At 69.2% G+C, this 23,786-nt stretch carries 24 protein-coding genes and 1 riboswitch; of the genes, 10 read left to right on the top strand and 14 right to left on the bottom strand.

Translation table 11 applies throughout. The features are described 5' to 3' along the window. Nucleotides 1–15 precede the first annotated feature (15 nt). Genes MWU52_RS00285 through MWU52_RS00305 form a run of 5 tightly spaced genes read left to right on the top strand, consistent with a single transcriptional unit; the run spans nucleotide 16 to nucleotide 3,842 of the window. Nucleotides 16–630, top strand: a complete 615-nt coding sequence (locus MWU52_RS00285; protein ID WP_246948015.1) for a DUF4178 domain-containing protein — start codon at nucleotides 16–18, stop codon at nucleotides 628–630. After that, on the top strand, nucleotides 627–1,913 hold the full coding sequence (locus MWU52_RS00290; RefSeq protein ID WP_246948016.1) for a DUF4178 domain-containing protein: 1,287 nt from the start codon (nucleotides 627–629) through the stop codon (nucleotides 1,911–1,913). Before MWU52_RS00285 ends, MWU52_RS00290 begins: the two co-directional genes overlap by 4 nt. Next, a complete protein-coding gene (locus tag MWU52_RS00295; RefSeq protein WP_246948017.1) occupies nucleotides 1,913–2,095 on the top strand; it encodes a hypothetical protein in 183 nt (60 codons plus the stop codon). Before MWU52_RS00290 ends, MWU52_RS00295 begins: the two co-directional genes overlap by 1 nt. A 14-nt stretch (nucleotides 2,096–2,109) precedes the next feature. Further along, nucleotides 2,110–2,334 (top strand): DUF350 domain-containing protein, encoded by a 225-nt coding sequence (locus MWU52_RS00300; protein WP_246948020.1) that lies wholly within the window; start codon nucleotides 2,110–2,112, stop codon nucleotides 2,332–2,334. Continuing rightward, entirely contained in the window at nucleotides 2,334–3,842 is a 1,509-nt protein-coding gene (locus tag MWU52_RS00305; protein ID WP_246948026.1) for a polyamine aminopropyltransferase, read from the top strand. The genes MWU52_RS00300 and MWU52_RS00305 overlap by 1 nt, the downstream gene beginning before the upstream one ends. On the opposite strand, the gene dtd is transcribed toward MWU52_RS00305, so the two are convergent. The 9 genes from dtd to MWU52_RS00350 form a co-directional block, all read right to left on the bottom strand. Beyond that, on the bottom strand, nucleotides 3,839–4,276 hold the full coding sequence (dtd, locus tag MWU52_RS00310; RefSeq protein WP_246948032.1) for a D-aminoacyl-tRNA deacylase: 438 nt from the start codon (nucleotides 4,274–4,276) through the stop codon (nucleotides 3,839–3,841). The two genes, MWU52_RS00305 and dtd, sit on opposite strands and share 4 nt — an antisense overlap. Continuing rightward, nucleotides 4,273–5,154, bottom strand: a complete 882-nt coding sequence (locus tag MWU52_RS00315) for a carbohydrate kinase (protein WP_246948035.1) — start codon at nucleotides 5,152–5,154, stop codon at nucleotides 4,273–4,275. The genes dtd and MWU52_RS00315 overlap by 4 nt, the downstream gene beginning before the upstream one ends. 12 nt (nucleotides 5,155–5,166) lie before the next feature. After that, the gene (locus tag MWU52_RS00320; protein ID WP_246948038.1) at nucleotides 5,167–6,291 is read right to left on the bottom strand and encodes a TFIIB-type zinc finger domain-containing protein; all 1,125 of its coding nucleotides are present in this window, start codon (nucleotides 6,289–6,291) and stop codon (nucleotides 5,167–5,169) included. Beyond that, nucleotides 6,288–6,824 carry a cytochrome b/b6 domain-containing protein gene (locus MWU52_RS00325; RefSeq protein ID WP_246948041.1) on the bottom strand — a complete coding sequence of 179 codons (537 nt, stop codon included), beginning with the start codon at nucleotides 6,822–6,824 and terminating at the stop codon, nucleotides 6,288–6,290. The genes MWU52_RS00320 and MWU52_RS00325 overlap by 4 nt, the downstream gene beginning before the upstream one ends. A 4-nt stretch (nucleotides 6,825–6,828) precedes the next feature. Continuing rightward, nucleotides 6,829–7,932: an SPFH domain-containing protein gene (locus MWU52_RS00330; protein WP_246948043.1), complete on the bottom strand. Its 1,104-nt coding sequence runs from the start codon at nucleotides 7,930–7,932 to the stop codon at nucleotides 6,829–6,831. A 43-nt stretch (nucleotides 7,933–7,975) separates the two neighbouring features. Then, nucleotides 7,976–8,926: a DUF2927 domain-containing protein gene (locus MWU52_RS00335; protein WP_246948046.1), complete on the bottom strand. Its 951-nt coding sequence runs from the start codon at nucleotides 8,924–8,926 to the stop codon at nucleotides 7,976–7,978. Next, the gene (locus tag MWU52_RS00340; protein ID WP_246948049.1) at nucleotides 8,923–10,116 is read right to left on the bottom strand and encodes a toxic anion resistance protein; all 1,194 of its coding nucleotides are present in this window, start codon (nucleotides 10,114–10,116) and stop codon (nucleotides 8,923–8,925) included. Before MWU52_RS00340 ends, MWU52_RS00335 begins: the two co-directional genes overlap by 4 nt. Nucleotides 10,117–10,121: 5 nt before the next feature. Continuing rightward, a complete protein-coding gene (locus tag MWU52_RS00345; protein WP_246948052.1) occupies nucleotides 10,122–11,015 on the bottom strand; it encodes a 5-bromo-4-chloroindolyl phosphate hydrolysis family protein in 894 nt (297 codons plus the stop codon). A 169-nt stretch (nucleotides 11,016–11,184) separates the two neighbouring features. Further along, nucleotides 11,185–11,892: a glutathione S-transferase N-terminal domain-containing protein gene (locus tag MWU52_RS00350; RefSeq protein ID WP_246948054.1), complete on the bottom strand. Its 708-nt coding sequence runs from the start codon at nucleotides 11,890–11,892 to the stop codon at nucleotides 11,185–11,187. A gap of 93 nt (nucleotides 11,893–11,985) precedes the next feature. Continuing rightward, nucleotides 11,986–12,062, top strand: a riboswitch (SAM riboswitch). Nucleotides 12,063–12,112: 50 nt separating this feature from the next. Here MWU52_RS00350 and metZ point away from each other — a divergent pair. From metZ to chrA, 5 genes are all read left to right on the top strand, one after another. Continuing rightward, the gene (gene metZ, locus MWU52_RS00355) at nucleotides 12,113–13,306 is read left to right on the top strand and encodes an O-succinylhomoserine sulfhydrylase (RefSeq protein ID WP_246948058.1); all 1,194 of its coding nucleotides are present in this window, start codon (nucleotides 12,113–12,115) and stop codon (nucleotides 13,304–13,306) included. Nucleotides 13,307–13,319: 13 nt separating this feature from the next. After that, nucleotides 13,320–13,790, top strand: a complete 471-nt coding sequence (locus MWU52_RS00360) for a GNAT family N-acetyltransferase (protein ID WP_246948061.1) — start codon at nucleotides 13,320–13,322, stop codon at nucleotides 13,788–13,790. Nucleotides 13,791–13,888: 98 nt separating this feature from the next. Continuing rightward, the gene (gene folE2 / locus MWU52_RS00365) at nucleotides 13,889–14,929 is read left to right on the top strand and encodes a GTP cyclohydrolase FolE2 (protein ID WP_246948067.1); all 1,041 of its coding nucleotides are present in this window, start codon (nucleotides 13,889–13,891) and stop codon (nucleotides 14,927–14,929) included. Between the two features lie 105 nt (nucleotides 14,930–15,034). Continuing rightward, nucleotides 15,035–15,685, top strand: coding sequence for a hypothetical protein (locus MWU52_RS00370; RefSeq protein WP_246948070.1), 651 nt, complete (start codon nucleotides 15,035–15,037; stop codon nucleotides 15,683–15,685). Then, on the top strand, nucleotides 15,682–16,914 hold the full coding sequence (gene chrA / locus MWU52_RS00375; RefSeq protein ID WP_246948073.1) for a chromate efflux transporter: 1,233 nt from the start codon (nucleotides 15,682–15,684) through the stop codon (nucleotides 16,912–16,914). Before MWU52_RS00370 ends, chrA begins: the two co-directional genes overlap by 4 nt. Here chrA and glmM read toward each other — a convergent pair. The 5 genes from glmM to MWU52_RS00400 all read right to left on the bottom strand — a co-directional run bounded on the left by glmM (nucleotide 16,911) and on the right by MWU52_RS00400 (nucleotide 23,710). Further along, nucleotides 16,911–18,254, bottom strand: coding sequence for a phosphoglucosamine mutase (gene glmM, locus MWU52_RS00380; RefSeq protein WP_246948080.1), 1,344 nt, complete (start codon nucleotides 18,252–18,254; stop codon nucleotides 16,911–16,913). The genes chrA and glmM overlap by 4 nt on opposite strands. Next, a complete protein-coding gene (folP, locus tag MWU52_RS00385) occupies nucleotides 18,235–19,227 on the bottom strand; it encodes a dihydropteroate synthase (protein WP_246948084.1) in 993 nt (330 codons plus the stop codon). The genes glmM and folP overlap by 20 nt, the downstream gene beginning before the upstream one ends. Beyond that, nucleotides 19,224–20,135: a dihydroneopterin aldolase gene (locus MWU52_RS00390; RefSeq protein ID WP_246948087.1), complete on the bottom strand. Its 912-nt coding sequence runs from the start codon at nucleotides 20,133–20,135 to the stop codon at nucleotides 19,224–19,226. Before MWU52_RS00390 ends, folP begins: the two co-directional genes overlap by 4 nt. A gap of 100 nt (nucleotides 20,136–20,235) precedes the next feature. Beyond that, the gene (locus MWU52_RS00395) at nucleotides 20,236–20,931 is read right to left on the bottom strand and encodes a cell wall hydrolase (RefSeq protein ID WP_246948090.1); all 696 of its coding nucleotides are present in this window, start codon (nucleotides 20,929–20,931) and stop codon (nucleotides 20,236–20,238) included. Nucleotides 20,932–21,121: 190 nt separating this feature from the next. Beyond that, the gene (locus MWU52_RS00400; protein ID WP_246948103.1) at nucleotides 21,122–23,710 is read right to left on the bottom strand and encodes a putative PEP-binding protein; all 2,589 of its coding nucleotides are present in this window, start codon (nucleotides 23,708–23,710) and stop codon (nucleotides 21,122–21,124) included. Between the last annotated feature and the right edge of the window lie 76 nt (nucleotides 23,711–23,786).

Consider the following 23,786-nt stretch of genomic DNA (forward strand, 5'->3'; position numbering starts at 1 on the left):
GCTAGGGTCGATGGGATGACCGACCGATCCTGTCCGAACTGCGGTGCCGCGCTTCCGGCAATCCTCGCCCACGCGCGGATGGTGAATTGCGCGTTCTGCGGCAGCTCGATCGTGCTGGATGACGCCACGCTGCGGCTGGCCGGCCGGGCCGGAGAGATGCTGGACGCGCCCGAATTGATCGAACTGGCCCGGCCGGTGCGCCTGCCGCAGGGCGTGTTCACGGCCCGGGGCCATGTCCGCTATGACTACGGGCGGGGACATTGGGACGAGTATCACGGCGATCTGGACGGCGATCTGGTCTGGGTCTCGGTGGACGAGGGCGACGTCGTTCTGCAGCGCCCCCTGGCCGACCCGCCGCAGGGGGCGCGCACGCTGTTTCGCCTCGGGGCAACGTTGCGCGTGATGGGCCTCGACTACACCTGCACCGAGGTGGCGACGGCCCGCGCGGCCGCCTTCCGCGGGCAACTGCCCGAGGCGATCGTGGTGGGCGAGGCGCATCTCTATGCCAACTTCGCCGGTCCGCGCGGGGCCATCTTGTCGGGCGAGGCCTGGACCCTGCCCGGCGGCGAGGAGGCGATCGCCTGGTTCCATGGCCACTGGATCGACCCGTTCGCGGTGAGGCCGGCATGACGGGGCAGGTCCGGTCGATCGATTGTCCGAATTGCGGCGCGGGTCTCGACGTGCTGGGTGGCGGTCGGGTCACCACCAAGATCTGCAGCTACTGCGGGGCGTCGCTGGACGCCACCGACGCGTTCCGCGTGATCGAGGTGTTCGGCAATATGGATCGACCCGAAAGCCCATTTCGCCTGGGCATAACGGGTTCGCTGGACGGCGCGCATTTTACGGTCATCGGCACATTGGGTCAGCGCGAGGCCGCCGATGATGGCGTCTGGTTCTGGGTGGATCACCAGATCTATTCCCCGACGCATGGCTATGCCTGGCTGACGGTCGAGGACGGCCATGTATTGCTGACGCGCAAGGTGCGCGACTGGCCCGAGGGGACGTTCCTGACCGCCGACATGGTGGAGCGGGCCGAGAGCCGGCCTTCGCGGACCTGGCGCGGGCGAACCTATCGCTACTACGCGTGGTCGCGGAGCGAGGTCCATTTCGTCGAGGGCGAATTCAACTTCCGGCCCCGGAAGGGTGACATGGCCCACAGCGTCTCGCTGATGCCGCGCGGCGCCGGTGGCGACATGCTGCAGTTCGTCGAACCGTTCGAGGGCCGAGAGCGCGAGGTCGAGGTGACGACCTATCGGCCCGACGCGGCCGCGGCCTTCGGCGCCCCGCCGCCCACGCCCGAAGGCGTGCATCCGCTGCAGCCCTATCTGGCACCCCGGACACGGGCATTCCGGACCGGATTCTTCGCCGCGATGACGGCGGTCGCGGTCGCGCTCGCCCTTCTGGCCTGGGCCGCGCAACCACCGGCGCAACAGGTCTATGCCGGGCCCCCGGCCGGGTTCCCCGAAGTCGGAACCTTCGAGGTCGAACGGATCGACCGGCCCGTTCGGGTGGAATTGCACCAGGACCTCTCCAACGATTTCGCCGATTACGACCTGACGCTGACCGATCCCGCGGGCGAGGTTCTGGCCGAGACCTATCGCGGCATCAGCTATTACAGCGGCGGATCGGGCGCCGACCGCTGGAGCGAGGGCAGCCGCTATGCCCGCTTGGGCTTTGCCCCGACGGTGCCGGGGATCTATTCGCTCTCGCTTCTGGGCGACGCGTCGCAGGGCGGGGCGGCATCGGATCCGAACGCGCGTTTGCGTGTGACGGTGCAGACCGGGCAGACCAATCCGATCTGGCTATGGTGCGCGGCGGGCCTGTTCGCGCTGGCCTTCCTGTGGCAGGCCTCGGGCGGGTGGCGGCACCGATGGGCGCGCTGGCGCGGCAGCGACTGGACGGAGGACGATTGATGGCCCTACGCGCACTCATCGTGATCGGATCGCTGGCCCTGCTGGGCGGGGCGGGCTGGGCCAGTTGGACGGGCGTGGGCATCGTCAGCGCGGATACCGGCCGCGCCGCCGTGATCGCGGGACGGTCGGTGCGCAGCGGCTCCGTCGGAACGGGCGGCGTCGGCCGCGTGCGCGTGAAATAGAACGAGGAGATACCATGACCGCCTTCGAGAACATCGTCTTCGCCGAAATCGTCTCGACGATCTTCTACACCTTCTTCGGCCTGTCGTTGATGCTGGCCTGCTGGTGGCTGATCGAGCTGTTCACGCCGTTCTCGCTCCGCAAGGAACTGGAGGAGGACCAGAACACGGCGATCGCGATCGTCATGGGCGCGATGTTCATCGCCCTTGCCATCATCATCGCCGCCGTCATGCGGAGCTGATGCACCCCCATCCGCGCGCCACGCGCATCTGGCTGCTGGCGGCGACGCTGGTCGTCGCCGTCGCGGGCCTGATCTACGAGTTGATCGCGGCCACGGTGTCCAGCTATCTGCTGGGCGACAGCGTCCGACAGTTCAGCTTCGTCATCGGTGTCTTCCTGTCGGCGATGGGCGTGGGCGCCTGGGTCTCGCGCTATGTGCGCGATCCGGTGGCGGGTTTCGTGCGCGCGCAGATCGGGCTGGGCGTGATCGGCGGAACGATCGCGCTTCTGACGTTCTATACCTACGCGGCGGCCGAGACGGTGGCGATCCCGCTCTATGGCGGGTTGATCGCGGTGGGCGTGTTGTCGGGGCTGGAAATCCCCCTCCTGGCCCGGATTCTGAAGCGGATCGGGGCGGGCCGCTTCCGGTTCGAGGATGTGCTGTCCTTCGACTATCTCGGCGCGCTGCTGGCGTCGCTGGCGTTTCCCGTCCTGATCCTGCCGCATCTCGGGCTGATCGCCGCGGGCCTTGCGTTCGGACTGCTGAACCTCGGCGTCGCGGGCGTGACACTGTGGCTGTTCCGCCGCCAGGTCGGCGCCGGCACGCGGGTCGCCTGGGCCGGGGCGGTGGTCGTCGTGGCCGGCGCGCTCGTCTGGTCGGGGCCGGTGACGGCGGCGCTGGACGCGCGCCTCTATGAGGAGGAAATCGTCCTGTCGCAGCGGAGCGCCTATCAGCAGATCGTGCTGACCCGGCACCGGGGCCGCACCCGGTTGCATCTGGACGGCGCGATCCAGTTCGATACGGCCGATGAAGCGCGATATCACGAGCCGCTGGTCCACCCGGCCATGGCGCAGGCGCCCCGTCGCGCGCGCGTCCTGATCCTGGGCGGGGGCGATGGAATGGCCGCGCGCGAAGTGCTGCGCTGGCCCGGCGTGGAAAGGCTCGTGCTGGTCGATCTGGACCCGGCCGTGACGGGTCTTTTCCGCGACCGCGACGACCTGGCGGAACTGAACGACGGGGCCCTGCGCGACCCCAGGGTGACGATCGTGAACACCGATGCCTTTGCTTGGGTCCGATTGGGCGAGGACGCGTTCGACGTGGCGATCTTGGACCTGCCAGATCCGAAGAACCTCTCGCTTTCCAAGCTCTACACGGTCGAGTTCTATCGCCTGCTCTCGCGGCGCCTGTCGGCGCAGGGCGTGATGGTCACGCAGGCCGGATCGCCGTTGTTCGCGCCGGATGCGTTCTGGATCGTCGCGGCCACGATGGACCGGGAATGGGACGTGGTGCCCTATGCGTCCTACGTGCCCAGTTTCGGGCAGTGGGGGTTCGTGATGGGCCTGCCCCGCGGCATGCGGCACCGGATGGAAGAGCTTCCCCGGGGTCTGCGATACCTGACGCCGGCGGTCTGGCAGGCCGCGCAGGTCTTCGACCCGGGGACGGGCCCGCGCGACGCGGCGGTCAATACCCTGTCCGCGCATCCGCTGCCCCGGGCCTATCGCGACGGGTGGGACGCCTGGTTCCGCTAGCGTTCGATCGGGATCGTGACGGGGCCGTCATTGACCAGATGCACCGCCATCTCGGCACCGAAGCGGCCGGTTTCGACCGCGATCCCCTGGCCGCGCAGGGCTTCGGCGAAGCGTTCGTAAAGGCGTTCGCCATCCTCGGGCGGGGCGGCTGCCGAGAAGCCCGGCCGGTTGCCGCGCGACGTATCGGCGGCCAAGGTGAACTGGCTCACGACCAAAGCGGCGCCTCCGCTGTCGAGGATCGAGCGGTTCATGCGGCCGTCTTCGTCGCGAAAGATGCGCAGCTTCGCGATCCGCGCGGCCAAGGTATCGGCATTGTCTTCGGTATCGCCCTGCATGGCGCAGACCAGGATCATAAGGCCGGGCCCGCAGCGGCCCATGGTCGTGCCGTCGACCTCCACCCGGGCCTCGGTCACGCGTTGAACGACGGCCTTCACAACTCGTCGCGACGCGGCGGGTTGGCCCCGGCGCGGCCCACGGTGACGGCCGCCGCCGCGACGCCCAGCTCCAACGCGGCGCGCAGGGCCGCGTCGGGGGGCACGTCGTCGGACAGGGCGCCCGTTTCGTACAGACCCGTCACGACGCCCGCATTGAACGTGTCGCCCGCGCCGACGGTATCGACCACCTCGACCTTGCGGGCGGGGACGGCGACCTCGCCCGCACGGGTGATCGCGCGCACGCCCCTGGCCCCTTCGGTCAGGCACAGGACATGCGCGCCGTGATCGAGGACGTCCTGCGGCGACATGCCCAGCCAGTGGAGATCCTCGTCCGAGAGCTTGACGATGTCGGCGACCCCCAGCAGCCGGTCGAGGCGCGCGCGGAAGGCGGCTTCGTCGCGGATGAAGCCTGGCCGGATGTTCGGGTCGATCATGATCGGCAGGTGCGAATGGGCGAGGGCCAGCGCCTCGTAGGCCTGCGCGCAGGGATCGACCGCGAGCGAGATGCCCCCGATGAACAGCGCGTCGATCCCGGTCATGTCGGGCGCGTCTTCGGGCGACAGCATCCGCCCGGCGGTGCCTTCGTCGTAGAAGGCGTATTCAGCCTGTCCGTCGGTCAGCGTCACGAAGGCGAGCGTCGTCGGCCGGTCGGAAATGGCGGCGCGGCTCTCGACCCCCGAGGCGACGAGCGCGTCCGAAAGGCGCGTGCCGAACAGGTCCGACGACAGCCCCGTATGCAGCGCCACCGGCGCGCCGAGACGGCCGAGGGCGATCGCCGTGTTGAACACCGCGCCCCCGGTCGCCGGGTAGAAGCCTGGCCCGTCCGCGGTGTCGCGGGGCAGCATGTCGATCAGGGCCTCGCCCGCGCAGAGGATCATGGCGTGGTCTTCCTATCCGGATTGCGAGGCGATGAAGCCGACGATGGCCGCCAGGATCAAGCCCGCGATGACGGCCAGCGCGATCTTCCAGGCGGAATAGGGGCGTTCGCCCCGCACGCGCCCGGTCTGGCCGTTGACGACGAAGCGGAACGTGTCGCCCCGATACTTGTAGGCGGCGATCCAGACCGGCAGCAGGACATGCTTGAACGTCACGTCCGAGATGCGCGTGTCGAGCGAGGTGATCCGCTGCTGGTCGCCGCCGATATCCATGCGCACGTCGCGCGCGATGACGGCATCCATCCGGGCGCGCGCCTCGGTCAGGCCGTCGCGCAGTTCCATCTGATAGGCCTCGGCCCGGAACCCGGCCAGGTATTGCGGCGCATAGGGGGCCAGGTCGGCCATGTCCCACGGCTCCAGCGCGTCGGTATGGGTCTTCGGCAGCGAGCGGGACGCGAGGATCACCACGTCGTCGAAAAAGCGCGCCACCCGGCCACGGCGCGGGCTCCAGCGGACCTTGGGCACCTGGACCTGCACGGGCTTGCCGTCGCGCATCACCGTCCGTGTCACGAAATAGGTGTCGCCGCGCTGGCCGGCATAGCGCGTCTCGGTCTGGGCGTCGAAGGTCCAGAACGGCACATAGACGCCGGACAGCTTGCGCCCCTTGCGGGCGTATTGCTGTAACCCGTTGGGCGCGAACCAAAGGCTGCCCAGCCAGTCGTTCATGGCGTCATGCGCCTGCTTTTCTTCGAGCGCGAAGGGGATGACGGCGGCGGGCTTGATGTGGCGGTTGATGCCGGTGCCGGTCACGACGGGGGTCGCGCAGAACGGACATTCGGCGGCGTGGACGTCGGGGTCGAACTCCACTTGCGCGCCGCAGTTCGGGCAGTCGAGGACGCGGGTCTCCTCCTGCTCGGCGCCGGCGCCGGTCAGCCCCTCGTCGATGGCGATCTCGCGGATGGGGGCGCGGGCGCGGGGCAGGGGCATCGTGTTGCCGCAATGGTCGCAGGTCATCCGGTCGTCGCCGGGATCGAAACGCATGTCGCCGCCGCAATTGTCGCAGGGGAAGCGGTGCTCCTCGGTCTTCGGGATGCCCTCCGGGCGCTCCGGCTCGTCGCGCGGGATCGTCGGCACCTTCATAGAAACCTCTGCAGGGCTTTCGGCGCCATGATGCGCAGCGCGTTGTCGTGCAGGCGGTAGTGGCGCCAGATATGGAACCCCGCGTGGAAGGCCACGATCACGGCCAGCACGTAGAATTCGACGGTGTGGATCGTGCCGGCCCAGCGGTTCGCCTCGGGCAGGCCCAGTGGTGGCGCGATCGGAAGGATGGTGCCCGCGAACAGGACGCGGCTAGCCGTCAGGCCCAGCAGGAATCCGGTCAGCGCGACGCCGAACAGGCCCCATATGATCGTCAGATGCAGCGGGCGATGGATCCGGCGCGGCCAGCCCCGCAGTTTGGGCCCCGGCCGCCCGGCCAGCCCCGCCGCGATCAGCGTGCCGGTCCAGAAAAGGGCCAGCGTCACGAAGACCAGCCCCAGGACGGAATGCAGCGCGACGGCCCAGTCACCCCAGCGGGCGACGTCGCGCGGCTCCACCAGCAGGAACCACACGAACAGGGGCACGACGGCCCAGTGCAGCGCCTTGAGCCAGGTGCGGCGGGCCGGCAGGCGCATGGTGCTAGACGCCCGGCGGCGGGGGCGGCGGCATCACGGTGAAGAGCTGGGCCAACTCGGCCACGTCCTCGGCCCGCATCCAGCCGTCCTGGCCCTGCGTCCAGACCATCGTCTCGCGCGTGACCTCGCCATCCGTGACCATCCGGCCGAGCCGCGCCTTGGAGAACGGGCCACTGGTCTGGCCGTTCTTGGCGACGTGCCAGACATGCTCGACCGGGGGCGGGGGCGGCGGGGCGGGTTGCGCGGGGCGGGCACCCCAGGGGCCGGCCTGCATCATGTTGCCCATGGCCATGCCCATTCCGGCGCCGAGACCCATGCCCATGCCGCCGCCCGGCGTCGTCGCCGCATCCTGCATGGCTTCGGCGGTGGCGTATTGCTGATACTTGTCCAGGTCGCCCAACACGCCCATCGACGTGCGCTTGTCGAGCGCCTCCTCGACCGCGGGCGGGAGCGAGATGTTCTCGATATAGAGTTCCGGGACCGTCAGGCCGTATTCCGCGACGATCGCCGTGACCTGTTCGGCCACGATCTTGCCCAGCCCATCGGTGTTCGCCGCCATGTCGAGGACCGGAATGCGGCTGGAGGCGAGGGCGCGGGACGCGGCCTGGACGATCATGTTGCGGATCTGGAACTGGATCTCGTCGCGGGTGAACTCGCCGTCGGTGCCGACGATCTCGGTCATGAACTTCGCGGGGTCGCCGACCTTGATCGCGTAGGTCCCAAAGGCGCGCAGGCGGACCGGCCCGAATTCGGGGTCACGCAGCGTGACCGGGTTCTTGGTGCCCCATTTCAGGTTGGTCATCCGGGTGGTCGAGACGAAGTAGATCTCGGATTTGAAGGGCGACTTGAAGCCATGGTCCCAGTGCTGCAGCGTCGTCATGATGGGCATGTTGTTCGTCTCGAGCATGTAGAGCCCGGGCAAGAACACGTCGGCCAGCTGTCCTTCGTGGATGAAGACGGCGGCCTGGCCCTCGCGGACGGTCAGCTTGGCGCCGTACTTGATCTCGTGGCCGTGCCGCTCGAACCGGTAGACGAGCGTGTCACGGGTGTCGTCCGTCCATTCGATGACGTCGATGAACTGGCCGGAGAGGAAGTCGAGGATGGACATGGCAGTCTCCTGAATCAGAAGGGGGGCGTGGGCGTGGCGGACATCAGACCGGCCCGGGTGGGCCGATCAGCTCGACCGCGATCCGCTGGATGATCGGGCGGGCCTCCTCGGCGGACATGCCGACATTCAGCCGGTCGTCGTAGAGCATCCGCAGCAGCAGCTCGTCATGGCGGGTCAACAGGGCGAACTCCTCGTCGTCGTTGAAGATCGACGGGCGCGCGGCCGGGCTGTCATTGGCGAGGCCCAGACCCTGCGCGATCTCTTCGTGATAGCAGGACTGACGGAACAGGTCGGGATGTTCGGACCGGACGAAGGCGATGGCCGAGACGTAGGAGTTCGGCCGCTCCGAAGAGGAGGAGGCGTAGACCGCGCAATAGGTCGAGCGGTCGAGCGAGGTGATCTCGCGGATGGTGGACCGGCTGAGCGCGGGTTCCACCGCGGCGATGGCAGGCCCCAGGTCGCGCTGTTCGTCGACCGAGGCGACGAAGACGTGATAGTTGCCGTTGGATCCCACGACGCTGATCGGGTGGCCGGTGATGCGGCGCAGGCGGCCGACATAGGTCTGGATGCGCAGACGGTCGGCGCGCTGCGTCTCGGGCGGGACGGACTCGCCGAAATGCAGCTGGATGCGCACCGGGCGTTCCCAACGGCGCAGCTGGGCGCGGTTCTGCTGCGCGACATAGCGGCCGCCGACCTGGATATACTCCGAGAAGAGCGCGATGCGTTCGAAATTCCGGGCCAGTTCGCCCGCGCCGAAGGTCGCGTCGGGGCCGCCGCCATCCTGCCGCAACAATCCCTGGTCAAGCAGACGCTTCTGCAGACGCGCATAGAAAAGCGCGGCCGACCGGCTGTCATCGGACGGGCCGGCCTCGCGCGCGGGTTGCGGCGGGCGGACGGCCGGCACGGGCGACGGCTCCACCGGGGGCGCGGTCGTCGGCTGGCAGGCCGCCAGCCCCAGGGCCAGCAGCAGGGCGGGGCGGCGCAGTTCGATCATGCGGGGGGAACGGCGGTGCCGGCATTGGTTCCCACACCGTCCTTGCGGGCGCTGGCCGAGGCGAGCGTCTCGCGCAGCTCCTTCTCCATCTGCTCCAGCTCGCGCTCGGCCTCGGCCCGGCGGGCCTTGCCCTCGTCGGCGATCTGCAGGCTTTCGTTGATCGTGGCGACCAGGTCTTCGTTGGCCTGGCGCACCGCCTCGATGTCGAACACGCCGCGCTCCATCTCCTGGCGGACGACGCTGTTGGCCTCCCGCAGGTTCTTGGCGTTCGCCGTCAGCAGTTCGTTCGTAAGGTCGTTCGCATCGCGCACGGCCTCGGCCGCCTCACGTGAACGTTGGATCGTAACGGCTTGGGCCAGTTGGGTTTCCCAAAGCGGGACCGTATTCACAAGCGTCGAGTTGATCTTGGTGACCAGCGACTTGTCGTTCTCCTGCACCAGACGGATCGAGGGCAGGGACTGCATCGTCACCTGCCGCGTCAGCTTCAGGTCGTGGACCCGCCGCTCCAGATCGTCGCGCGCGGCGCGCAGGTCGCGCAGCTCCTGGCTCTGGATCATCTTGTCGTCCTCGGGCGCGGCTTCGACCTCCGCCTCCTTGGCGGGGATGGTCGTGGCATCCAGATCGGCCAGCTTGGCCTCGCCCGCGGCGATGTAGAGACCCAGCTCCTCGTAGAAATCGAGCGTTTTCTCATAGAGCTTGTCGAGCGACTTGATATCCTTGAGCAACACGTGCTCGTGCTTGAGCAGGTCATCGGTCACGCGGTCGATCTGGCCCTGCACGTCCTCGAACCGGGCGACGAAATTGCTGAACGGGGCGGCGCGGCCCAGCAGCTTCTCCCACCAGGACCGCTTGCGCCGCACGTCGAGCTCGCTGACCGAGAAGCCGCGGATGGTCGAGACGATGTTGCGCAGGCTGTCGCCGGCGGGGCCGACATCCTTGTTCTTGACGTCCTGCAGCATCGCCTGGCTGATCTGCTGCAACTCGGCCTGTGCGGCCGAACCGAAGGCGATGATGGACTGCGTGTTGGTCATGTCCAGCTCGTCCATGCGCCGGCGGATGTCGGCGGCGACCGGTTCGGGCGCCTGTTCCAACGGGACGATCTCGCGCCCCGGTTCGGGCAGGGTCTGGGCGGCGACCTGGTCGATTTCGGCAGTCTCCTGCGCGGCCTTCTGGCGGGTGGCGGTGTCCATGGTGCTCAGTCTCCGGTTGGCAGGCCGTCGGCTTTCAGACGGTCCCTCAGAACTTCGATCTCGACGTCGAGGTCGGTGCGGTCGGACACCAGCAGCGTCTCGCGCTTGGCATTCATGCCCCGTTCCAATTCGTCGAGCAGGTTGAAATACGCGGCCTTCGCCTCCGCGTCGCGCGTCGCCACGTAGAGGTCGGCGAACTTCACCGTCGCGTCGCGCGCGCCCATCAGGTACACGCCCAGATAGCGGCGCGCGGCGGTCAGGTCCCGCGGGTCGTCCTCGACTGCGCGGAACATCTCGCGCGCCCGGGCCGACAGACGGGCCACGCGCGTCTCCGCCTCGCGGTCGCGGGCACGCCGAACGGCATCCTGCATCGCAGCCAGATGCCGTTCCGCCTCCTCGATGGTGCGGGCGACGCGTTCGGTCTGAAAGGCGTCCACGCCCTCCATCCCCTTGTCGGACATCGGATCCAGCCCGAAGGACACCACGTGCAGCGCGGACGCCACGATGCCGTAGACGATCGCGGCCAGCGACGGCTCGAACCCCGAAGCGGCCGCAAGCGCGACGCCGCAGCCGGTGACGACGGCGCCGAAAACCTTGCGCGGCAAGGCCGGGCGGCGTGCGATGCGGCGGGCCTGCCAGGCGGCTTCGGCCTTCAGCCCCTCGCGGGTCAGCGCCGCGCCCCCGAACAGCAGCGCGCCCGCCAGCAGGCTGCCGGCCAGCGACAGCGCCCCGTCCTGCGCAAAGGCCGTCACCACCGGCAGGGCGGACAAGGCCATCAGGATGGTCGTGCGGGCGCGTCCACGCAGCGGCGGCGGCAGGGTCGTTGCCGGCGCGCCCACCGGTCCTGGGCCGTCCGGTTTGCCGCCGGGGCTGAACTGTCCACCGAAGCGCCTGGCCATGCCCCTAGAGCCCCCCGCCGTCCAGGATGCCCAGACCGGCAAGCGTGATCAGCACCGCCAAAGCGACGAATGCGGTCTTCTGCACCCCGCTCGATCCCATGCCCCGCAGTCCTTTCAATTCCCGCCGGTATCCTATGACAGGTTCCTGCCGATAGACCACCCCGTCGCCCTAGCCCTTCTGCCGAAAGAGCAGGTCATGGCCGGTCTTCCGATCACGCAGGTCGCCGCGCAGGTCGGCCCTGAGCGCGCGGCCGGCGCGCACGCCGGGGCGGGCGCCGACCTCGTCCAGCCAGCGGGCCAGGTGGGGCTTGTCGTCGAGGGTCTGCTGCTGCCCTTCCCACAGCGAAGCCCAAGGCCAGACGGCGATGTCCGCGATCGAGAAGAAGTCGCCGGCGACATAGGCGTTCTGCGACAGTTGCGTGTCGAGCACGCGGTAGAGCCGCCCGACCTCGCCGCGATAGCGGTCCTTGGCGTAGGGCAGGTCCTGCGGCGGCTCCATCGCCGGGGCGTATTTCAGGAAGTGATGCGCCTGGCCCGCCATCGGGCCGACGCCGCCCATCTGCCACATCAGCCATTGGTCGACGGCCACGCGCTCCCGCTCCGATGCGCCATAAAGACGGCCGGTCTTGCGGGCGAGGTATTGCAGGATGGCGCCGCTTTCGAACACGGCGATGGGCGCGCCGTCGGGCCCGTCCGGGTCGACGATGGCGGGCATCCGGTTGTTGGGGCTGATGGCCAGGAAATCGGGCTTGAACTGGTCGCCCGCGCCGATATCGACAAGGTGCAGATCGAAGGGCAATTCCAGCTCGTGCAGCACGATCGAGGCCTTCCACCCGTTGGGCGTCGGCCAGAAGTAGAGGTCGATGGGGGCGGTCATGGCGGTCTCCGGCGGTTCGCGGCCACAGTTCGCATTACGCGGCGTCATTGCAAGCACGCAGCCCGACTTGACCGGACGGCGCCCAGGGGCTAGGCCCCGCTGCGAGGGGATTTGAACCAGCTTGCGGCCCTCGTGAAACATACCGCTAAAGAGGTCCGGCGTCCGCGCCCCCCTCCGAAAGTTCTGGTGCGTTTCATTCCGGTCCGAAGGAGGCCCACCCGTGAAAGACACATCCAATCGCCGGTTGAACCCCCGCACGAAGGCCGTGCATGCCGGCACGCGAAGGTCGCAATACGGCGAGGTGTCGGAGGCGATGTTCCTGACGCAGGGCTTCGTCTACGACACCGCCGAAGCGGCCGAGGCGCGGTTCCTGGAAAGCACGCGGGAGGAGTTCATCTATGCCCGCTACGGCAACCCGACGGTCGCGATGTTCGAGGATCGGATCGCCACGCTGGAGGGGACGGAGGATGCCTTCGCCTGCGCCTCGGGCATGGCGGCGGTGAACGGGGCGCTCATCTCGATGCTGAAGGCGGGCGACCATGTCGTCGCGGCGCGCGCGCTGTTCGGATCGTGCCTCTACATCCTCGACGAGGTGCTGCCCCGCTATGGGGTGGAGGTGACGCTGGTCGACGGGCGCGACCTGGGCGCGTGGAGGGCCGCGATCCGGCCGGACACGAAAGCCGTCTTCTTCGAGAGCCTGTCGAACCCCACGCTGGAGGTCATCGACATTCGCGGCGTCTGCGACCTGGCCCATGCGGTCGGCGCCACGGTGATCGTGGACAACGTCTTCGCCACGCCGACCTATTCGCGTGCGCTGGAACTGGGCGTCGATGTCATCGTCTATTCGACCACCAAGCATATCGACGGGCAGGGGCGCTGCCTTGGCGGCGTGATCTGCGGCACGACCGATTTCGTGCGCAAGGTGGCCGAGCCGTATCTGAAGCACACGGGCGGGTCGATGTCGCCCTTCAACGCCTGGGTGATGTTGAAGGGGCTTGAGACGCTGGACCTGCGCGTCCGCGCCCAGGCCGAGACCTGCGAAAGGCTCGCGCGGGAGTTGGAGGGGCATCCGAAGCTCGCCCGCGTGATCCATCCGCACCTCGCCTCGCATCCGCAGCAGGCGCTTGCCCGCGCGCAGATGGACAAGGGCGGCACGGTCCTGTCGCTGGACCTTGCGGGCGGCAAGGTGGCCGCGTTCCGGTTCCTGAACGCGCTGGAGATCGTCGTCATCTCCAACAACCTGGGCGATGCGAAATCCATCGCGACCCATCCGGCGACCACGACGCATCAGCGCCTTCCGGACGGGCAGAAGGCGACGCTGGGCCTCACACCCGGCTTGGTCCGGCTGTCCGTCGGGCTGGAAGACCCCGACGACCTGATCGCGGACGTGCTGGCCGCGCTCGACCATGCGTGAGGTCCGGCGTGGCATGTCCGACGATGTCCCTGCGCTGATCGACGTGTTCTGGTGCGGCGTCCATGAGGGCGCCGCCCCGGCCTATGACGAGGGCCAGCGGCGGGCCTGGCTTCCCGCGCGGCCGTCGGTCGAGGCTTTTGCAGCTCGGCTGGACCCGCAGACCGTGTTCGTGGCCGAAGCGGCGGGGCGGATCACCGGGTTCATGACGCTCCGTCCGGACGGCCATCTCGACCTCGCCTTCGTCCTGCCGGACGTGCGGGGCGACGGGACCGCAGCCGCGCTCCTCGCCATGGTCGAGAACCACGCCCGCGTGGCGGGCCTGACCCGGCTGGAGACACGGGCCAGCGACATGGCACGACCGTTCTTCCTCCGCCATGGCTGGACCGTCCTGCGACCCGCGCCGCAACTGCGGCATGGCGTCACCATTCCGGCGACCGAGATGTCCCGCGATCTGACCCGGATGGGCATTGCCCTCGCCTCCTGACATGGGCCCGTCGCGGACATGACGGCTGCGGGGGTGGACAGGCGCCTTCGCGGTCGCCACGTTAACACTTCACGCGCGAACCGAAGGGAGGGACGGCCATGAACGTCCACGGACCGGATATTGACCGCCAGCCGACCGAAGCCGAGGCGCAGGCCGCGCTCGATCTTCTGAAGCGCTATGCCGCCGGTGCGCGATCGCCCGCGCCGCAGTTCTATCCTGACCTGTCGGCGGTCTATCCCGATCACGTCGCCTCCGACGCCTATCGCGCGACCCTGCCCGACCTGCAGAACGGGCCCGCGACGACGATCCGGGGGGCGGACGTGCCGATCCAGCATGTCGGCATCTCGAACTTTCGCCTGCCGATGCGCGTGCCGACCCGCGCCGGCGATCATCCGGTGGACATGGCGGTGACCGGCACGGTCAGCCTCGTCGCCGGCCGCAAGGGCATCAACATGAGCCGGATCCTCCGGTCTTTCTACGATCACGCCGACCGCGCCGCAGGCTTCGACGTGGCCGAGGCCGCGCTCGACGACTACCTGACCGAACTGGACGCATTCGATGCGCGGCTGTTGCTGCGCCACACCCTGCCGCTGCGCATGGCAAGCCTGCGTTCGGGCCTGACCGGGTGGCAGTATTACGACCTCGCGATGGAGGTGGTGCAGGCCGGGCGGACGCGGCGGCGCATCCTGCATCTGGACTACGTCTATTCGTCCACCTGCCCCTGCTCGCTGGAGCTTTCGGAGCACGCCCGCCGCATGCGCGGCCAGCTTGCGACGCCGCATTCGCAGCGTTCGGTCGCGCGCCTGTCGGTCGAGGTGACGGGCGCGGTGACGTCCGAGGACCTGATCGACATGTGTCGCCGCGCGGTGCCGACCGAAACGCAGGTGATGGTCAAACGCGAGGACGAACAGGCCTTCGCCGAGCTGAACGCCGCCAACCCGATCTTCGTGGAGGATGCGGTGCGCCTGTTCGCCGCAGGCCTCGCGGCGATGGATGGCATCGGCGACTATTGTGTCGTGGCCAGCCATCAGGAAAGCCTGCACAGCCACGACGCCGTCTCCGTCCTGACGCGCGGCGACCTGTTCGCCGCCGAGACGCTGGAGCCGCGCCTGTTCGGAACGCTTACCCACGCCGGTTGACGCACGCCGCCCGCCCGCGCTAGCCATCGGGCGGGGTCGCGCACACCCCATCAGGCTCCGGCCCAAGTCGCGCATCCTTGTTACCGTTCACTCGGAGGATGCCCCTTGGCCCATCATTCCATCACCCCCGTCGATCTTGCCGCGCGTCTGCACCGCATCGATGCCCCCCGGATCCTCGACATGCGCGACGACGATGATGCCGCGTCCGATCCGCGCCGCATGCCCGGCGCATGCCCGATCCAGCTTGCCGAGCTGGAACGAATGCCGATCCCCGCCGGTCCCGTGATCTGCACCTGTCAGAAGGGCGGCAAACTGAGCCAGCTCGGCGCCGCGATCCTGCGGGCGCGAGGCGAGGTGGGACGCTATCTGGCGGGCGGGCATCTGGCCTGGGTGGCCGGGGATCTGCCACTTTGTGACGCAGGCCGTCCGGCGGCGCGATGGGTGGTGCCGTGCGATCCTGGTTGGGACGAACTTTGCGCGCTCTGGGTCCTTCGGCGACTGGTCGACCGCGATGCGCCCGCCATGCCGGTGGAGCGGGACTGGCGGGACGCCGCAGCCGAGACCTGGGACGCGAGGCCGTTGCCCGCCACGCCGGCGGAAATGGCGACGCTTGCCGGACTGGACCACCCGATCCTGCCGCGCCTTGCGGGCGGACCGGCGCGGCTCGTGGCGGGGCGGCTGGCGCGCGGCGGCGACCCAGTGGATGCGCTCGACCTCGTCGACGACTGGGTCGCGGCCCCGGCAATCGCAGCATGAACGTTCCGTCCTGGTCCGCGATCACCCGCACCTTCGGCCGCATCGGCCTTCTGTCCTTCGGTGGCCCGGCGGCACAGATCGCGTTGATGCACCGCGAACTTGTCGAACGCCGCGCCTGGCTCGATGAGGATACGTTCCTGCGCGGCCTCGGGTTCTGCACCCTGCTGCCCGGGCCGGAGGCGATGCAGCTTGCCACCTTCGCCGGGTGGCGCCTGCGCGGCACGGGCGGGGGGCTGCTGGCGGGGCTGCTCTTCGTGATCCCCGGGGCCGTGGTGATGATGGCCCTCGCCGCGCTCTACCTGACCTATGGGCGTCTGCCGTTGGTCGAGGCGGCCTTCCTCGGCGTCAAGGCCGCGGCCCTCGCCATCGTCGCGGGCGCGCTCTGGAAGCTGCGTGCCAAGGCGCTGAACGGGCCAGTGGCGGCAGGTGTGGCGGCGCTCGCCTTTCTCGCCCTCTTCGTCTTCGGGGTGCCGTTCTGGGCCGTGCTCGGCGCGGCCCTCCTCCTTGGCTTCGCGCGGGGTGGGGCGGGACGGGCACCTGTCGCGCCATCGGCCCCGGCGCGCACGTTGCGGACGATTGGCATCTGGCTCGCGATCTGGTGGGCGCCGCTCCTCGCCCTGCTGCTCCTCGCGCCGGGATCGGTCCCGGCACAGGCGGGCCTGTTCTTCAGCTGGCTTGCCACGGTCAGCTTCGGCGGCGCCTATGCCGTGCTCGCGGCGCTTGCGCAGACGGCGGCCGAGACGCAGGGCTGGCTCACCCCCGAACAGATGGTCGACGGGCTTGGCCTGGCCGAGACGACGCCCGGCCCGCTGATCCTGGTGACGGTCTTCACCGGCTGGCTGGGCGGCGCGCAGGTCGGGCCTGGCACGGCCATCGCAACGGCGCTCGTGACGCTCTGGGCGACCTTCGCGCCGTGCTTCCTGTGGATCTTCGCGGGCGCGCCGCATCTGGAGCGCCTGACCGCGAACCCGCGGCTTCGCGGCGCGCTCGACATGGTGTCGGCGGCGGTCGCGGGCGTGATCGCCAACCTCTCGGTCTGGTTCGCGATCCACGTGCTGTTCGTCCACGTCCGCGACACGCAGCCGCCGATCCCGGTCTGGGCCAGCCTCGATGCGAAGGCGCTCGCCCTGGCGGTCTTCGCGTTCCTCTGGCTCCTCGTGCTGAAGCGCGGGTTGCTGGAGGTGCTGGCGCTTGCCGCTCTGGCAGGGGCCGCGCTGCATCTCGTCTAGACGGCCGCGCGCACCGCGTCGGCCACGCCGTCGACGACATTGTCCAGAAGGGCCGGGTCCTCGCTCTCGGCCATCACCCGGATCAGCGGCTCCGTCCCGGAGGCGCGGATAAGCAACCGCCCCTTGCCTTCCAGTCGCGCCTCCGCGTCCGAGATCGCGGCCTTCACCGGCACGGCCTCCAAGGGCCGTGCCCCGGCCTCGTAGCGCACGTTCTCCAGCCGCTGCGGCACCGGATCGAAGCTGTGCATCAGATCGGCCGCCGGCTTGCCCGTTCGAACCATCTCGGCCAGGAACTGCAGTCCCGCGATCAGGCCGTCGCCGGTGGTGGAGTAATCGGTCATCACGATATGGCCCGACTGCTCGCCGCCCAGGTTGAAGCCGCCCTGGCGCATTGCCTCGACCACGTGGCGGTCGCCGACCCGCGTGCGATGCAGATGCAGGCCCTTGTCGCGCAGAAAACGTTCCAGCCCCAGGTTCGACATCACGGTCGCGACCAGGGTATCGCCGTTCAATCGGTCCTCGGCCGACCAGCGCGACGCGAACAGCGCCATGAGTTGATCGCCATCGGCCACGCGACCATCGGCATCGAGGATCATGACCCGGTCGGCATCGCCGTCGAGCGAGATGCCGACATCGGCCCCGTGCGCCACCACCGCCTCGGCGCAGGTGGCGGTGGCGGTCGATCCGCAGTCGAGGTTGATGTTGCGCCCGTTGGGCGACACGCCCACCGCCACCACGGTCGCGCCAAGTTCGACCAATACGTCGGGCGCGGCGCGATAGGCGGCGCCGTTCGCGCAGTCGATCACGACCTTCAGCCCTTCCAGCGACATGCCCGCCGGGATCGTGGTCTTGGCGTATTCGACATAGCGCCCGCGCCCGTCGTCGATCCGCTTGGCGCGGCCGATATTGGGCGCATCGGCGGGGGCCACGCCCTCGGCCACCATGCGCTCGATCTCGGCCTCGGCCTCGTCGGAGAGCTTGAAGCCGTCGGGGCCGAAGAACTTGATGCCGTTGTCGTCGGCGGGGTTGTGACTGGCCGAGATCATGACCCCCAGATCGGCGCGCATCGACCGTGCCAGCAGGCCCACGGCGGGCGTCGGTACGGGGCCCAGCAGCAGGACGTTCATTCCGGTCGAAGTCAGCCCGGCCGTCAGCGCGTTCTCCAGCATATAGCCCGATTGTCGCGTGTCCTTGCCGATGACCACCCGGTGCGCGGCCAGGCCCGTGCCTTCGCGACGAAAGTACCGGCCGGCCGCCGCACCCAGGCGCAGCGCCATTTCGGCGGTCATGTCGCCGTGGTTCGCGCGCCCGCGCACGCCGTCAGTTCCAAACAGGCCCATTCGGTTCCCCAGTCTCGCGCCACAGGGCCAGGCCCTGCGCCATCTCCGCCACGTCGTGGACGCGGTGCATCTGCACGCCTTGTGCCACAGCCGCCAGCGTCACCGCCAGAGTGCCCGGCATCCGGTCGGCGGCGACCGGCGCGTGGCCCAGGGTGCCGATGAATCCCTTGCGCGACACGCCCAGCAGGATCGGCACGCCAAGCCCGTGAAACAGCGCGATATTCCGCAGGAGCGTCAGGTTGTGGCTTTGCATCTTGCCGAAACCGATGCCGGGGTCGACGACCATCCGCGCGCGGGGGATACCCGCGGCCTCGGCCGTCGCGATCCGATCGGCCAAGGCGTCGTAGACGTCGAACAGGACATGGTCGTAGCGGGGCGCCCGTTGCATGGTGGCAGGGGTTTCTGTGCTGTGCATCAGACAGATATGGGCATCGGTCCGCGCGACGGTCGTCGCCATCTCGGGGTCGAAGCGCATGGCCGAAACATCGTTGACCAGTCTCGCTCCGGCCTGCAGCGCGGCGGTCGCCACATCGGCCTTGCGCGTGTCGATCGAGATGCGGCGGCCGTCCAGGGCTGCGATGACCGGCAGGACGCGTTCGGCCTCGACCTCGACCTCGACTTCCACGGCGCCGGGCCGTGTACTTTCGCCGCCGATATCCAGGATATCGGCCGCGGCCATCGCATCGGCGCGGGCCTTGGCCGCGTCGGGGTCCAGGAACCGGCCGCCATCCGAGAAGCTGTCGGGCGTGACATTGAGGATGCCCATAATCGACGGCCGGTCGCAGGGGACGCCGGCGATCGGCGGGCGGGTTTCGCAGAGGGGGGCCAAGGCGGCATCGGGCACGCTTGCGGCCGGTACGATCTGCGCCTCGGCCCCCCGGTCGAGCATGGCGACATGGTCGAACCGGCACCATCCGCCCGCCAGGCGCGGCCCGGTGGCATGCCGGGCGGGAAGGGGCAGGACGTAGGTCAAATTGCCGGGTCGGACCCGTTAGGCAGGATGCCGTCGGGGCCCGTGACGTCCAGCGCGTGGAATTGCGCGGCGAACCACTGCGCGAGCGTCCGTGGCGAGACGTCCGCAGGGCCATGCGTCGCATCGAGGACCAGCCGGGCCGGGGCCCAGACGGTCAAGCCGCCCCGGCGCATCGACCAGTCGAGTTCGGTGCGGCTGTCGACCACGATGCAGCGGCGGTCGCGCGCCGCGAGCCGCCAGGCCGCCTGTTCCAGCGTCAGCAGGTCGATACGCCGCTGCGCCATAGGATGCGCGGCGACCGGCGGCGGCGCGAAATCGGGCGTGGCGATCAGCACGACGGGCGCTGCCCGCGCGACGAGGTCGTCGAGGCGCGCGGGAAGGCCCGGATCGTCCTGCGCGCCGGGCGGCAGCAGCACGACATGGGGGCGCGGGGCATCATCAGAAAGGGCGCCTACGCGGCTCTGGGCGCGAGAGCGGACGATCTCCACCCCGAGCACATGCGGGCCCCGGTCGAGCTTTTCGATCCGGACGAAGACCCGCGCGGCCCGGTCGTGCAGCAGGACGCGGGCCGCAATACGTTCGGCAAGCGTTTCCAGCAGATTGAGGCGTTCGGCCTCCAGCTCGATCCCGATGGCGTCGATCAGCGTGTCGTAGCTGAGGATGCCATCGACGTCGTCGCCGGCCACGGCATCCGGGTCGGGCACGACCTCGGCGACGATGTCGAAGCGAACCCGCTGGGTGACGCCGCGCTCTTGCTGGAAGGCGCCGATTTCGACGTCGCGCACATGGTCGCGGAGCGAGATGCGGTCGAGCGGTGCGCCGCCTGCCCGTGCGCGATCGAGCGGGGCAGCGAAGGCCAGGCGCAGCGCCTCCTGGTCGGGGGCGATCTCGGCGGGCTTGGCGCTCATCTCTGGAACCTCGGGGCCGGGCGATTCATGCGCCCCCTCCAGACCACGGGCGGGGGGCATTGAAAAGCCCCGGGGGGCGTCCGGGCGCCGGCGCGGGGAATCAGGCGCCGGGGATCTGCTTGTAGAAGATATGCCGCCCCAGCGTCGCCGTGCGGGGATAGACCCGTGCCCAGTTCGGGCTGACATAATCGGCATGATAGTGGGTCGCATCGCCCGTCAGCGCACGCGGCGCCCCGTCGAGGAGATGACGCGCGATCTTGCCCGCCATGTCCCAAGATGCCTGGTCGTTGACGACCTCGTCCTGACCGTCACAGGTATAGCTGAACTGACAGGCATGCATGCGCCCGGTCCCCTGGTTGACGACGCGGCACACGGTGTCGGGATAGTTCGAGGCGTCGACGCGGTTCAGGATCACCTCGCCCACGGCAACCTGGCCCTTGATCGGCTCGCCGCGTGCTTCGAAGTAGATGGCTTCCGTCAGGCAGCGCCATTGTTCGTTCCCGACGGCCTTGGGCATCCCGGCGAAGGTGTTCTGGTCGAGGGCGGTGGGCGCATCCTCGTCCTGCGCGGTGGGGGAGGGCGACCGGGTTGCAACCCTTTTGCGTCCCTGGTCCGACAGCGGGCGGGCCGCACCGGGAAGACTGCGTCCGGTGTCCGAGCCGAGGCTGGCCAGCTGCGTGAAACTACGCAGTTCGACCGCGCCGGGCATCGTCAGGTGCTGCGCCGCGGCAGAGGTGACGAGACAAAAAACGAAAGCGGCCGCGGTCGAAAAGACCGCGTTCCAAGAAATACGCATTCGGAACCCCCAACATCAACAACATGATCGACCTAGACGGCCGACGTTAGGAAAGGGTGAATGGCAGACCCCCGATCCTGGGGGTCAGGTGCCGCCTCGGGGCGGTCGGTGCAACCTCAGTCGCCCCATGGGGTTCCGGGGGAGCCGGTAAGTCGCAGCTTTCCGCCGAGGGGTTCGCGGACGGTCGGCATCAATCCGCCACTTCGCCGCGCCCTGCCTCCGTTTGGGCCTGCGCCAACAACGTGGCCTGCGCGGCGGCGAGCTTGGCAACGGGCACCCGAAACGGCGAGCAACTCACGTAATCGAAACCGGCCAGACGGCAGAAGCTGATCGATTCGGGGTTACCGCCATGTTCGCCGCACAGCGCAAGCGTCACGTCCGGGCGCGCGGTCCGACCCCGTGAGGCGCCAAGCAGGAGCAACTCGCCCACGCCGTCCACGTCCAGCGTTCCGAACGGATCCTCGGGATAGACCCCCTCGTTGACATAGGCCGACATGAAACGGCCGGCATCGTCGCGCGACAGACCATAGGTCATCTGCGTCAGGTCGTTGGTCCCGAAGCTGAGGAAGGCCGCCATCTCGGCGATCTCGCCCGCGCGCAGGGCGGCCCGGGGCGTTTCGACCATGACGCCCAGGCGGTATTCGAACTCGGTGCCGGTTTCCTGGCGGACGGCGGTGGCGACGGCGTCGATCCGGCGCTTCACCAGCTCCACCTCGCGACGCGCGGTAACCAGCGGGATCATGATCTCGGGCGTGATCTCATGCCCCGAGGCCAGCGCGGCCACTGCGGCCTCGAAGATTGCGCGGGCCTGCATCTCGTAGATCTCGGGCAGGGCGATCCCCAGACGGACGCCGCGCATCCCCAGCATGGGATTGTATTCCTGCATCGCCGCGATCCGGGATCGCACCTCCGACAGCGGTCGATCCAGCGCCTCGGCCAGGGCCTGGATCCCGTGGGATTCCTGCGGCAGGAACTCGTGCAGCGGCGGATCCAGCAGACGGATGCAGACCGGCAGGCCCGACATCAGGCGGAACAGCTCGGTGAAGTCGTCGCGCTGCATCGGGAGCAGGCGTTCGAGGGCCGCGGCCCGGTCGGGGGCGCTTTCGGCGAAGATCATCTCGCGCATCACGGTCAGGCGGCCGCTGTCGAAGAACATGTGCTCCGTCCGGCACAGGCCGATGCCGTCGACGCCGAAGGTCCGCGACAGCGTGGCGTCCGCGACCGTGTCCGCATTGGCCCGCACGCCGATGTCGCGAACCGCGTCCGACCAGGCCATCAGGTCGCCGAACGCGCCGTCGAGCGCCGGTTCATGCGTGGGCACGATCCCGGCCAGCACCTCGCCCGAGGAGCCGTCGATGGTCAACTCGTCGCCCTCGCGCAGGCTGGTGCCGTCGGGCAGGAAGATGCGCCGCTTCTTGAAGCTGATCTTCAGGCCCACGGCGCCGGTCACACAGGGCAGGCCGAGGCCGCGCGCGATCACCGCCGCATGGCTGGTGGAGCCGCCGCGTTCGGTCAGCACGGCATCGGAGGCATGCATCCCGCGAACGTCGTCCGGAGAGGTTTCGCGCCGGACGAGGATGCAGGGCTCGTCCCGGCTGAGGCTGGCCTGTGCCGCCGCGGAGTCGAAGACGATCCGGCCGCCTGCCGCGCCTGGCGAGGCGGCGATGCCGCGGGCCAAGACCTTGCGCTTGGCTTGCGGGTCGATCTGCCGGTGCAGCAGATGCGAAAGCGCGCCGGGCGCCACACGCAACAGCGCCTCCGATCGCGGGATGATCCCGTCGCGCGCCAGGGCCGTGGCCACCGCGACCGAGGCGCGCGTCTCACGCGGGCATCGCACCGCGTCGAGGATGGCGAGGCGTCCCTGATCGATGGTGAACTCGATTTGCATTTCCTCGCGCAGGCGGCGGCGGCAACGTGCGCCCGCGTCCAACAGCTCGGCATAGACCTCGGGCAGCAGGTCCTGCAGCGAGGGTCCGCGCGGATCGCGCGTCAGGTAGAGCGCATGGTCGCGGTCGCGCAGGGCGTCGCGGCCCATGGCCTGGCCGAGATAGCGACCCGTGACCTGCGGATCGCCGGTGGCCGGGTCGATGAACTGCACCACGCCCGCCCCCGACTGCCCCGGACCCATTCCCTGCGCCATGCGCTGTACCACGAGGCCCAGCCCGGCATCGGCCGGCGCGCCCTGCGCCTGCCGCAGCAGCCGCGCCGACGTGCCTTCCCACGCGCGGGCCATGGATCGCAGGACGGCGGCCAGTTGATCCGTGATGGCCTGCGGGAAGGGTTCGTCCAGCTCGTCCTCGTAGGTTTGAAGGGCGCGGGCAGGCGTCTCGGCCTCGGCGAAGGGCTCCTCGTCCAGGCGCATCACGTCGATCGCGAAGGAGCGGATGAACCGCAGGTAGATCCGGTCGGCGACCGCCTTGCCGACCGAGCGGAAAAGCCAGGCATGGGCGTCGTCGTTCATCCCGATGTTCAGGACCGCACCGGGCCCGCCCCAGTCGGAGGCCTGCGAGGAGGAGCGAACGGACAGAAGCTGCGGCTCTCCGTCGAAAAGGCCGATCAGCGTGGCGAGGTCGGGCATCTGCCCGTCGGCGATCTTGCGCACGGTATCGAAGGGCAGGGCCACGGTCTGCGGAACCGGCAGTTCCATGCGGATCAGGCGCTGCAGGCATTTCGCGCGGTTGCCATGCCGCGCGACGTCGATGTCGGCGGTCGGGGTTATCTCGACGAAGCCGGGAGTGTCGAGCATGATGCGGCCCTTCGTATTTTGCATGTGCAGCATCGCACGTTGTTGCAATGCAGCATAGCCCCTTCCGTCAACTAGATACTAGGGCCTCGATCGCCTCCGGTCAGCGGGT

This window comes from Jannaschia sp. S6380 (assembly GCF_023015695.1).
Taxonomy (GTDB): domain Bacteria; phylum Pseudomonadota; class Alphaproteobacteria; order Rhodobacterales; family Rhodobacteraceae; genus Jannaschia.